Consider the following 11,379-nt stretch of genomic DNA (forward strand, 5'->3'; position numbering starts at 1 on the left):
CGTCACCATCGCGGCGAACCAACAACCTGGAGGAAAGATCATGGGTCTGGCTGTCTGTGTCGGCATGCTCGCCGAATTGCTCGAAGACGATCCCGAAAGCGCCGAGGGCTTCGAGGAAGAACTGGCCGAAGCCAACCGCGTGCTGGCCGCCGCGGGGCTTCCCCAGCACACGGAGCCACGCGAGCCGATGGAGCTCGACTCGCGCGCTTCGATCGACGGCTTCCCGTATTCCTTCATCCACTACCTGCGCCGCGCCTACGCCCACCGACTGCTCTCGCCCGACTGGGTAGCGACGCCGCTGCCGGACGACGTCGACCCCACGGCCGACCCGAAGATCCAGGCGCTGCTCGACGGCTCGGCAAGCCACCTGCTGTGCCACTCGGATGCGGAAGGCTTCTACGTTCCCATCGATTTCAAGGATGTGCTGTTCGACGGGGATGACAGCTGCGAAGAGGATGACGAGGACGACGAAGACGAGGAGGAAGAGGAAGCCGGCCTCCCCGGCGGCATGCTCGGCTCGTCCTACCGCCTGCTCGAAGAACTCGTGTTCGTGGCTCCGGCCCTGGGCATCCACCTCGACAACGGCAAGCTCTCGGACGAGGAAGCGGAACGCATCGACGCGCTGATCGAGGAAGACGGCGGCCTGTACCGGGAATACGTGTCTTGGCTGCTGCTGTATGAATCGGCGCGGCTGAGCATTGCGCACAAGACGGCGATTGTTTTCTGCTGACGCCGTCACTGAACCCCGGCTGACCGCGACACAGGCAGTGTTGAACGCCCTCTGACGCGCCCATCGGCCTAAACTGCTTTCCCACCCGCCCCTTCCCCAGGAGACAACCATGACCACGCTCGAAATCGCGAACAAGCTCGTCGCGCTGTGCAGAGAAGGAAAGTTCGAGGACGCGAAATCGCTCTACGCCGATGACGCGGTGAGCGTCGAGGCGGGCGCCCCGCCCGGCCAGCAGCGCGAAGCCGTCGGCCTGGCAGCCATCGAGGCCAAGGGCAAGTGGTGGAGCGACAACCACGAAGTGCATTCGTTCAAGATCACTGGCCCCTGGCCGCATGACGACCGCTTCATCGTCGGCTTCGATTTCGACGTGACCATGAAGCCCACGGGCCAGCGCTTCCAGATGGAAGAAGCAGGCCTCTACACCGTCAAGGACGGGGCCATCGTGCGCGAAGAGTTCTTCTATTCGATGGGCGGCTGAGGCGCCCCGGGGGCACGAACACCGGCAAAATGCCTGCAGGTGCCCCCATGAATACACGATTTGTAGAAGCCTTTCTCTGGGCCGCACGGCTCGGCAGCTTCCGCGCGGCGAGCGACCGGCTCCACATCACGCAGGCGGCGGTGTCCAACCGCGTCGCCTCCCTCGAAGAAGACATCGGCGCGCGCCTGTTCGAACGCGATGCGCGCGAGCTGCGGCTCACACCGGTCGGCGTGCGGCTGATGGACTACGGCGAGCGCCTGCTCGAGTTGCGCCGCGAGATCGTCTCGCTCGGCCGTCCGCGCGAAGACATCCTCGGCCTGGTTCGCATCGGCGCCATCGAGACCGTCGTCCATACCTGGCTGCTGGGCTTTCTCACCAACCTGCGCTCCACCTACCCGGGCATCGAGGTGCAGCTGACCTCCGAGACCACGCTGGCCCTGCACCGAGGCCTGCGCGAAGGCGCGCTCGACATCGCGCTGCAGACCGATCACATCGCCGGCGCGGGCATCGTGAGCACGCCCTGCCTGCCGATGCCCATGGGCTGGGTCGGGCCGCCCGGCGCCGAGCCCATGCAGACGGTCGAGCAGTTGCTGCGCCAGCCCGTGCTCACGATGAGCCCCGGCTCGCAGCCGCACGAGGCGCTGAAGAACCTGTTCCGCGCGGCCGGCATTCCGCTGGGCAAGGTGCACTGCGTGAGCTCGATCTCTGCATTGGCGCGGCTGGTGAAGGCGGGCTTCGGCAACGCGCTGGTGCCGCTGCCGCCCTGCTATGAATACGTGGCCATCGGCGACGTGCGGATCATCGAGTGCGACGCGCTCATCTCGCCGCAGCGCATCGTGGTGAGCCACCTCGAAGCCGCAGACTCCGACGCCATCCGGCTCGTGGCCGAGCTGGCGTGCCGCGCTTCCGACCAGTTCACCACGTCGGCAATCGCACCAACCTGGAGCGCATCGGCAGAGGGTTAACCCTCAAAACAGCGCATTTCGGCCCCGAAAAGGGGCCAGTAATTCTTGTGGCTGTAGCCCAGAAAAACTCGTTTGTGACAGTTCGACCCCGCGACGGAAGATCGCGCCTTCATTTTTCGAAGGCCCGCCTGCTCTTCCGCCGCCATGAACACACCTGACCTTTCTTTCCCCGCAGCGAACGCGAACGGCCTGCTGTTCGTCGCTTCCGATGTCGAGCCGGCCGACGATGCCGACTTCAACCGCTGGTACGACCAGGAGCACGTGGAAGAGCGCGTGCGCATCCCCGGCTTTCTCTCGGGCGCGCGCTACTTCTCGCTCGAAGGCGGCCGCAAGTACCTCGGGCTGTACCGCACCGAATCGCTGGCGGTGTTCGGTTCGCCCGGCTACCGCGCCGCTTTCGAGAAGCAGACGCCGTGGTCCATCGCCAACCTCGACCGCATGCGCCAGCCAGTACGCCGCGTCTGCGCCGTGCGCGCCGTCACGGGTTTCGGCAGCGGCAGCCACGTGGTCGTGCTGCCCCTGCCGGTGGCCGCCGACGCTGAAGCGCTGGTGCAAAGCGCAGAGCGCACCGGCCTTCAGCTGAAGAAAGAGCAGGCAGGCTTCGTGCAGTCGTACCTGCTCGTGCCCGACACCGCGCTCAGCACGCCGCTGCCGCGCGAATCCACCGAAGGCCGCGTGCTGCAGCCGATGCTGGTGATCGAAACCAGCAGCGCCGCTGCCGCACGCACCGCACGTGCCACGGCCGCCGGCGCCTTCGATGCCGACCCCACCACAGGCTGGCTGCTCGCTCTCGGCTGGAAGCTGAGCGCGGCCGAGCTGGGCTGACCCGACTTCCATCTCCTCCCTGAACAAAGGTATTCCGATGACCGAACATGTTCTCCCCGCTGCGGCCACCGCAGCCACGCCGCCCGCGCCCGGGTCCGCCAAGATGGGCCGCCTGGCCATGGCCAGCTCCATCGGCACCACGCTGGAGTGGTACGACTTCACCGTCTACAACATCATGGCCGCGCTGGTCTTCAACGCGGTGTTCTTCCCGTCGTTCGACCCGCTCACCGGCACCATCCTCGCGTTCTCGACCTATGCGGTCGGCTACATCTCGCGTCCGCTGGGCGGCATGGTGTTCGGCCACCTCGGCGACCGGCTGGGCCGGCGCTTCGTGCTGGTGGCCACGCTGGTCATCATGGGTGTGTCCACTGGCCTGATGGGCCTGCTGCCCACCTATGCGACCTGGGGCATCTGGGCGCCGGTGGCACTGGTTGCGCTGCGCTTCGTGCAGGGCGTGGCGCTCGGCGGCGAATGGGCCGGCGCGGTGCTGCTGTCGATGGAACACGGCAAGCCCGACGAGCGCGGCCGCAACGCCTCGTTCACGCAGGTCGGCCCGTCGTGCGGCACGCTGATCGGCACCGGCTTCATCGCCATCGTGTCGGCCTGGCTGAGCCCGGAAGAGTTCCAGGCCTGGGGCTGGCGCCTGCCGCTGATCTCCAGCGTCGCGCTGGTGCTGTTCGGCCTGTGGCTGCGCCGCGGTGTTGACGAGACTCCCGTGTTCCGCGAGATGGAAGAGAAGAAGGCCACCGCCAAGACCCCCATCAAGGAAGTGTTCACCCAGCACTGGCGCAGCCTGCTGGTGGCCGGCGGCTCGCGCATCGGCTCCGACGTGCTGTACGCGCTGGTGGTGGTGTTCACGCTGACCTACGTGACGACGGTGCTGCACCTGTCGCGGCCGCTGGCGCTCACCGCCACGATGATCGGCGCGGCCTGCAACGCGATTGCAGTGCCGTGGTTCGGCAGCCTGTCTGACCGCATCGGCCGCCGGCCGGTCTACATTGCCGGCGCGCTGCTGGGCATGGTGTGGGCCTTCGTGTTCTTCGTGCTGATGGACAGCGCGCAACCGGTCGCCATCTGCGCGGCGGTGGTGGTTGGCCTCTTGATCCACGCAATGATGTACGGCCCGCAGGCCGCCTTCGTGACCGAGCAGTTCCCCGGCCGCGTGCGCTATGCGGGCGCCTCGCTGGCCTACACGCTGGCCGGCATCGTGGGCGGTGGCTTCGCGCCGCTGATCATCGCGAGCCTGTTCAAGTCGTGGGGCACCACGGTGGCCGTGTCGTTGTACGTGGTGGCCGCACTGGGCCTGACGCTGATCGCCCTCGTGGTGGCCCGCGAAACCGCCAAGCGCCCACTGGAGAACTGATGACGACGAGCATGCATTCCCCTCTGCACTCCCCCCTGCGCTTCGCCTGCGAGAGCATTGCCGACGACGGCACCCGCTCTACCGCCCTGCACAGCATCGCGCCCCGTGCGCTGGTGGTGGCGGGCTGGACCGGCCGCGACATCGCTGCCATCGAGCACCACATCGAAGAACTGGTGGAGCTCGGCGTGCCGCGCCCTTCGAGCGTGCCGCTGTACTACCGCGTGGCGGCCCAGCTGCTGACGCAATCGCCGGCCATCGAGGCGCTGGGCGACCAGAGCTCCGGCGAGGCCGAGCCCGTGTTCTTCTTCTCGCAGGGCGAGTGGTGGCTGAGCGTGGCCTCTGATCACACCGACCGGCATGTCGAGAGCTATTCGGTGGCCGTTTCGAAGCAGATGTGCGCCAAGCCCGTGGCCGAGACCGCATGGCGCTGGCGCGACGTGCAGGCGCACCAGGACTCACTCGAACTGCGCTCGCGCATCTTCGAGGATGGCCGCTGGACCGACTACCAGCGCGGCACGCTCGCATCGATCCGGCCGCTGGCCGCGCTGCGCGACGGCATGCCCGGCGCCGGCAGCGCACCCGAGGGGCTGTTCATGACCTGCGGCACGCTGGGCGCACTGCCCAACGCGAAGGGCGAAGGCATCCGCCCCGCCGGGCAGATGGAAATCGAACTGCACGACCCGAAGCTGCAGCGCCGCATCGTGCATCGCTATGCGGTGGAAGCGCTGCCGGTGGTGGCGTGATGAAAGACGTCTTCACCATCGCAGCCCTGCGCGAACGCATCGCGCGCGGCGAGCTGTCGCACGAGGCACTGATCGAACAGGTGCTCGAAGCGGCCACGCAACCCGCTGCCGAGCACGTCTTCACGCGGCTCTACGCCGATGCCGCGCTCGCTACAGCCCGGCACGCCGATGCGGCGCGCAAGGCCGGCATCGAACTCGGCCCGCTCGCCGGCCTGCCCGTGTCGGTCAAGGACCTCTACGACGTGGCCGGCGAGACCACCATGGCCGGCTCCGCCGTCTGCGCAGGCGAGCCGCCGGCCACGCGCGACGCAGTCGCCGTGACGCGGCTGCGCACGCAAGGCGCCGCCATCGTCGGCAAGACCAACATGACCGAGTTCGCGTTCTCGGGCGTGGGCATCAACCCGCACCACGGCACGCCGCACAACCCGGCCGACGAAGCCACGGCGCGCATCCCGGGTGGTTCGTCGTCGGGCGCTGCGGTGTCGGTGGCGCTCGGCCTCGCTGTCGCGGGGCTGGGCTCGGACACGGGCGGCTCCATCCGCATTCCTGCCGCGCTGTGCGGGCTCGTGGGCTTCAAGAGCACCCAGTCGCGCGTGCCGCGCACCGGCGCCTTCGAACTGGCGCGCTCGCTCGACACGGTCTGCGCCATGGCCCGCAGCGTGGAAGACTGCCTGATCGCCGATGCGGCCATTGCCGATGCACCGCTCGCGGTGCGCCGCCGCCCGCTGCAGGGCATGCGCCTTGCCGTGCCGCGGACGATGATGTTCGACGATATCGAGCCCGCAGTGGCGCACGCCTTCGACCGCGCGCTGCAGGCCCTATCGGCCGCTGGCGCGCAGATCGTGGACATCACGCTGGCCGAACTCGCCGAGATCGCGACCGTCAACGCGCCCGGCGGCTTCTCGCCGGTCGAGGCCTCTGCGGTGCACCGCGAGCGCTTCGCCGCAAAGCGCAGCGGCTTCGATTCGCGCGTGGCCGCCCGCATTGCGCTCGGCACCGAAGTGCGCGCCGCCGACTACATCGCCATGCAGGACCGCCGGCGCGACTGGATCGGCCGCGTCGAACAGGCCATCGAAGGCTTCGACGCCCTCGTGTGCCCGACCGTGCCGATCGTCGCGCCGCCCATTGCGGCGCTGGCGGAAGACGCCGCCTTCTTCAAGGCCAACGGCCTACTGCTGCGCAACACCTTCGCGATCAACCTGCTCGACGGCTGCGCCTTCAGCCTGCCCTGCCATGCGCCGGGCAAACTGCCGGTGGGGCTGATGCTGGCCTCGGTGCGCGGCGACGACGCACGGCTCGCGGCGGTGGCGCTGGCTGTGGAGGCTGCGCTGCCCGAATCCGGAACGTAAATCAGGGGCTGACGAATCTCGGGTCGAGTTGCGCCACGGCGAACTTGCGCACGTGATCGACGAAGGCGCTCACCAGCAATGACGAGCTCCGCCGCACCGGCGTGAGCACGGAAAAATCCGTCACCATTTCCGGCTCGAAGGGCAGGAAGCTCAGGCCCTGGCCGGCGTGCTCCAGCGCGGTGATCGGGTCCACCAGCGACACGCCGAGGCCGGCAGCCACCATGGCGCAAACGCCGGCCGACACCTGTGTCTCGACCTGCAGCTTGCGCTCGATGCCGTAGGACGCGAAGAGCGCGTCAACATGCAGCCGCGATTCGATCACATGCGGATGCGAGACGAAGTGCTCGCCAGCCAGGTCCGGAGGACGGATCACCTTTTTCTTCGCGAGCCGGTGATCGCTGCGCATCACGCAGACCATCCGGGTCGCGATCAGCCGCTCACCGTGCGTGCTCGAATGGCTTACCGGCAGGATGACGAATCCGACGTCGCAGCGCTCGCCCACCACCAGGTCCACCACCGTGCGCGAGGAATGGTTGGCGAGCGACACCCGGATGTCGTTGTGCTCGGCCAGGAAGCCCGCAATTGCGCGCGGCAGGAAAGACAGCGCCAATGCCGGCGCGGCGGCAATGCGCAGCGCGCCGCGCTGCAGCGACCGGATCTCCTCGGCGGTTCGCGCAATGCGCTCCATGCCGAGCAGCGAGCGCTCGACCTCCTCGTTCAGCGCCTCGGCCTCCGCGGTGGGTTGCAGGCGCCCCCGCACACGCAGGAAAAGCGGGAAGCCCACGCTTTCCTCCAGGTCGGCAATCAGCCGCGTGACGGCAGGCTGCGACACGTGCAGCGACTCGGCCGCGCGTGTCACGGTTTGCCACAGCATCACGGCGCGAAAGGCCTCCAATTGACGAATCTTCATGTCGGGCACTCCATACATGAATGTTATGGCCTTCTGAAAAAAAACGATTGTTCAGCGAACAAACGCATCGTTAATCTGCGTTCTTCGAGTGAAACGAACTGCGGAACCCATTCTGGTGCACCATAAGAGAAACGCATCACGATAGGGAAAACCCGGACTTTTTGGTGCGCAACAAAGGAAATCCCATGATGCTTCGTCCCGTTTCCGCGGCCGTGAATGCGGCGCTGTCCACCGTGCTGGCCTTCTGCGCCCTTGCCGCAGCAACCATCGCGTCAGCCCAGCAGCCGACCACGCTCTACGTCGGCTCCTACGGCGGCTCGACCGAGAAGGCCTTCAAGGAGAAGCTGATCCCCGCGTTCGAGGCTAAGCACAACGCCAGGATCGTCTACGTGTCGGGCAACTCGACCGACACACTGGCCAAGCTGCAGGCACAAAAGGGCAAGCAGGAACTCAACGTCGTGCTGCTCGACGACGGCCCGATGTACCAGGCCGTGCAGTTCGGCTTCTGCGACAAGCTGGGCAACCAGCCGGTGCTGAAAGACCTGTACTCCGTCGCACGCATGACCGACAGCGCAGTCGGCGTGGGCATCGTCGCCGCCGGCATCGCCTACAACACCGAAGCCTTCAAGAAGGCGAACCTGCCTCCGCCGGATTCGTGGGAGGTGCTCACCGACAAGCGCTTCAAGCAGAAGGTCGCGATCCCGCCGATCAGCAACACCTACGGCCTGCAGACGCTGCTGACCTTCGCCAAGCTGCGCAAGGGCGGCGACAAGAACATCGACCCGGGTTTCACGGCAATGGCGCGCGAAGTCGGGCCCAACGTGCTGGCGTGGGAACCGTCGCCGGGCAAGATGACCGAGCTGTTCCAGAACAACGACATCATGCTGGCCGTGTGGGGCAGCGGCCGCGTGCAGGCGCTGAAGGACACGGGCTTCCCGGTGCAATTCGTGATTCCGAAGGAAGGCGCGCCGGCCCTGCTGATAGCTGCCTGCCCGGTGGCGCAGAACACCGCCCCGGCGCTCTCGCAGGCCTTCGTCAACTACCTGCTGACGCCTGAAGTGCAAGCCATCCTCGCCGACACGCAGGGCTGGGGCCCGGCCAACTCGACCACCAAGCTGGCACCGGCAGTGGCGGCCAAGGTGCCGTACGGCAAGGAACAGATGGACAAGCTGCTGCCCACCGACTGGACGCTGGTCAACGAGAAGCGCGCCGAGTGGACCAACCGCTGGAACCGCACCGTCGAACGCTGAGCAAGCATGACCTTCCTTCAACTCGATCAACTCGGCAAGACCTTCGGCGACTTCCGCGCCGTGGAGAGCCTGAGCCTGGACGTCGAGCGCGGCGAGTTCATCTCGCTGCTCGGCCCCTCGGGCTGCGGCAAGACCACCACCCTGCAGATGGTGGCGGGCTTCGTCGAGCCGACGCGCGGACGCATCCGCCTGAACGGCGCCGACATCACGGCCATGCGGCCGGAGAAGCGCGGCATGGGTGTAGTGTTCCAGAGCTATGCGCTGTTTCCGCACATGACCGTGGCCGACAACATCGGCTTCGGCCTCGAGATGCGCGGCATGCGGGGCGCCGAGAAGTTGAAACGCATCGACGAGACGCTCGAGCTCGTGCGGCTGCCGGGCCTGGGCAAGCGCTATCCAAAGGAACTCTCGGGCGGCCAGCGGCAACGCGTTGCCATCGCCCGTGCGCTGGCGGTGCGCCCCGAGGTGCTGCTGCTCGACGAGCCGATGTCGAACCTCGACGCGAAGCTGCGCGAGGACATGCACGTCGAGCTGCGCGGCATCCAGCGGCACCTTGGCATCACCACGATCCTGGTCACGCACGACCAGGTCGAGGCCATGACCATGAGCGACCGCATCGCGGTCATGCACGGCGGGCGCATCGTGCAGCTCGCCACGCCCTACGAGGCGTACGAGCGACCCGAATCCGCATTCGCCTCGTCCTTCCTCGGCAAGACGAACGTGCTGAAAGGTGTCGTCGAAGCCCGCAACATGCGCTGCTGCGAAGTGCGTGTCGGCGATTCGCTGCTGCACGTGCCGCACCAGGAAAAGCCGCTTGCGCGCGAGGTCAACGTCTATGTTCGGCCCGAGAAGGTGAAGCTTGCGCCGGCCTCGGCCGCGAACGGCATTCCGGCCACCATCCGCACGAGGCTCTTCCTGGGCAACCACTGGCTGGTCGAGGTCGACAGCGCGCTCGGGCCGATGCGCGTAAGCCATCCCAACATCGGCGCGGTGCCACCGGCCGAAGGCGAAGCCGTCGCGCTGCACTGGCTGGACGACGACCTGCGCCTGCTCGACACGGAGGCCGCGAATGGCTGAGGCAGCCTCCGGGCCGCGCGCGGGTTCTGCGCCCTGGTTCCTCAGCGCGCCCGCGCTGCTGCTGTTTCTCGGGCTGCTGGTGATTCCGCTCGCGCTCACCGCGGTGTTGTCATTCCATTCGTTCGACGGCACGCGCGGTGTGCTGCCGGATTTCACCGCGCGCAACTACTTCGAAGTTTTCTCGGACCCGTACTACTACGAGATCTTCCTGCGCACGGCCGGCCTGGCGCTCGCGGTCACGCTGCTGTCGGTGCTGTTCGGCGTCCCGGAAACCATCATCCTGTCGCGCATGAAGGCGCCGTGGCGCGGCATCTTCCTGATCGTCATTCTTGGCCCGCTGCTGGTCTCGGTCGTGGTCCGCACGCTGGGCTGGGCCATCCTCATGGGCAACAACGGGCTCATCAATGCGGGCCTGCGGGCGCTCGGCCTCACGGACGAACCGGTACGCCTGCTGTTCACGATGACCGGGGTGGTCATCGCGCTCACGCACGTGCTGATGCCGTTCATGGTGATCTCGGTGTGGGCCTCGCTGCAGAAGCTCGATCCGCAGGTCGAGAACGCGGGGCTCTCCTTCGGCGCGGCGCCTTTCACGGTGTTTCGCCGGGTCATCCTGCCGCAGATCCTGCCAGGCATCCTGTCGGGCGGGATCATCGTGTTCGCGCTGGCGGCCTCGGCCTTCGCCACGCCGGCCATTCTTGGCGGGCGCCGGCTCAAGGTGGTGGCCACGGCCGCGTACGACGAGTTCCTGAGCACGCTGAACTGGCCGCTGGGCGCGTCGATCGCGATCCTGCTCCTGGTGGCCAACGTCATCGTCATCGCCGGCTTCAACCGCTGGCTCGAGCGGCGCTACGCACAGGTCTTCGAAGGCTGAGAAAAAGAGGCACGACATGCGCAAGAACGGACTGCTCTCCCTCGTCTACCACGCGATCTTCATCGCCTTCATCCTGGCGCCGCTGGTCGTGGTGGTGCTGGTGTCGTTCACAGGCAAGGGCTACATCTCGCTGCCGACCGACGGCTTCTCGCTGCGCTGGTTCCGCGCCATCGGCGGCGCCACCGAGCTGGTCAACGCGTTCTGGATCTCGCTCTGGCTCGGCCTTGCGAGCGCGACCGTCGCCGTGGTGCTGGCAGTGCCGGCCGCGCTGGCGCTGGTGCGCTACCGCTTTCCGGGGCGCGGCGTGCTCGCGGCCTTCTTCATGTCGCCGCTGATGATTCCGCATGTGGTGCTGGGCGTGGCGTTCCTGCGCTTCTTCACCACGGTGGGCGTGTCGGGGTCGTTCGCGTGGCTCGCGCTGACGCACGTGGTGGTGGTCATGCCCTACGCACTGCGGCTGGTGCTGGCCTCGGCCACGGGCCTCGATCGCGATGCAGAGAAGGCCGCGCTCTCGCTCGGCGCGAACCGCATGACCGCGTTCCGCCGCATCGTGCTGCCGCTGATCCTGCCGGGCGTGGTCGGCGGCTGGATGCTCGCCTTCATCCAGAGCTTCGACGAGCTCACCATGACCGTGTTCGTCGCCACGCCGGGCACCACGACTCTGCCGGTCGCCATGTACAACCAGATCGCGCAGACCATCGACCCGCTGGTGGCGTCGGTATCGACCGTGCTCATCGCCGGCACGGTGGTGCTGATGGTGCTGCTCGACCGCCTCGTCGGTCTCGACCGCGTGCTGATCGGCAAGGGCTGAGCGCGCC

At 67.3% G+C, this 11,379-nt stretch carries 12 protein-coding genes; 11 read left to right on the forward strand and 1 reads right to left on the reverse strand.

What is annotated here, in order from left to right; all coding sequences use genetic code 11:
* Positions 1 to 40: 40 nt before the first annotated feature.
* The 7 genes from ACZYSP_RS10375 to ACZYSP_RS10405 all read left to right on the forward strand — a co-directional run bounded on the left by ACZYSP_RS10375 (position 41) and on the right by ACZYSP_RS10405 (position 6,453).
* Positions 41 to 730 (forward strand): hypothetical protein, encoded by a 690-nt coding sequence (locus ACZYSP_RS10375; protein WP_093049279.1) that lies wholly within the window; start codon positions 41 to 43, stop codon positions 728 to 730.
* Positions 731 to 839: 109 nt separating this feature from the next.
* Positions 840 to 1,208, forward strand: coding sequence for a nuclear transport factor 2 family protein (locus tag ACZYSP_RS10380; RefSeq protein ID WP_093049273.1), 369 nt, complete (start codon positions 840 to 842; stop codon positions 1,206 to 1,208).
* 47 nt (positions 1,209 to 1,255) lie between these two features.
* Positions 1,256 to 2,173: a LysR family transcriptional regulator gene (locus ACZYSP_RS10385; protein ID WP_093049270.1), complete on the forward strand. Its 918-nt coding sequence runs from the start codon at positions 1,256 to 1,258 to the stop codon at positions 2,171 to 2,173.
* A 144-nt stretch (positions 2,174 to 2,317) separates the two neighbouring features.
* Positions 2,318 to 2,998, forward strand: coding sequence for a DUF4286 family protein (locus tag ACZYSP_RS10390; protein WP_093075641.1), 681 nt, complete (start codon positions 2,318 to 2,320; stop codon positions 2,996 to 2,998).
* A gap of 37 nt (positions 2,999 to 3,035) precedes the next feature.
* Positions 3,036 to 4,361 (forward strand): MFS transporter, encoded by a 1,326-nt coding sequence (locus ACZYSP_RS10395; protein WP_426391782.1) that lies wholly within the window; start codon positions 3,036 to 3,038, stop codon positions 4,359 to 4,361.
* Positions 4,361 to 5,104: a DUF2848 domain-containing protein gene (locus tag ACZYSP_RS10400; protein ID WP_093075642.1), complete on the forward strand. Its 744-nt coding sequence runs from the start codon at positions 4,361 to 4,363 to the stop codon at positions 5,102 to 5,104. The genes ACZYSP_RS10395 and ACZYSP_RS10400 overlap by 1 nt, the downstream gene beginning before the upstream one ends.
* The gene (locus tag ACZYSP_RS10405; protein ID WP_093075644.1) at positions 5,104 to 6,453 is read left to right on the forward strand and encodes an amidase; all 1,350 of its coding nucleotides are present in this window, start codon (positions 5,104 to 5,106) and stop codon (positions 6,451 to 6,453) included. Before ACZYSP_RS10400 ends, ACZYSP_RS10405 begins: the two co-directional genes overlap by 1 nt.
* A 1-nt stretch (position 6,454) precedes the next feature.
* Here ACZYSP_RS10405 and ACZYSP_RS10410 read toward each other — a convergent pair whose 3' ends face one another.
* The gene (locus ACZYSP_RS10410) at positions 6,455 to 7,363 is read right to left on the reverse strand and encodes a LysR substrate-binding domain-containing protein (protein WP_093075645.1); all 909 of its coding nucleotides are present in this window, start codon (positions 7,361 to 7,363) and stop codon (positions 6,455 to 6,457) included.
* 185 nt (positions 7,364 to 7,548) lie between these two features.
* Here ACZYSP_RS10410 and ACZYSP_RS10415 point away from each other — a divergent pair, with 185 nt between their 5' ends.
* From ACZYSP_RS10415 to ACZYSP_RS10430, 4 genes are read left to right on the forward strand one after another with little or no spacing between them, the layout of a single operon-like run.
* Positions 7,549 to 8,613: an ABC transporter substrate-binding protein gene (locus tag ACZYSP_RS10415; protein ID WP_371258798.1), complete on the forward strand. Its 1,065-nt coding sequence runs from the start codon at positions 7,549 to 7,551 to the stop codon at positions 8,611 to 8,613.
* A gap of 6 nt (positions 8,614 to 8,619) precedes the next feature.
* Entirely contained in the window at positions 8,620 to 9,690 is a 1,071-nt protein-coding gene (locus ACZYSP_RS10420; RefSeq protein WP_093075647.1) for an ABC transporter ATP-binding protein, read from the forward strand.
* The gene (locus ACZYSP_RS10425; protein ID WP_093049256.1) at positions 9,683 to 10,561 is read left to right on the forward strand and encodes an ABC transporter permease; all 879 of its coding nucleotides are present in this window, start codon (positions 9,683 to 9,685) and stop codon (positions 10,559 to 10,561) included. Before ACZYSP_RS10420 ends, ACZYSP_RS10425 begins: the two co-directional genes overlap by 8 nt.
* 16 nt (positions 10,562 to 10,577) lie before the next feature.
* Positions 10,578 to 11,372, forward strand: a complete 795-nt coding sequence (locus ACZYSP_RS10430) for an ABC transporter permease (protein WP_093049254.1) — start codon at positions 10,578 to 10,580, stop codon at positions 11,370 to 11,372.
* Positions 11,373 to 11,379 lie beyond the last annotated feature (7 nt).

This window comes from Variovorax sp. F042 (assembly GCF_057814215.1).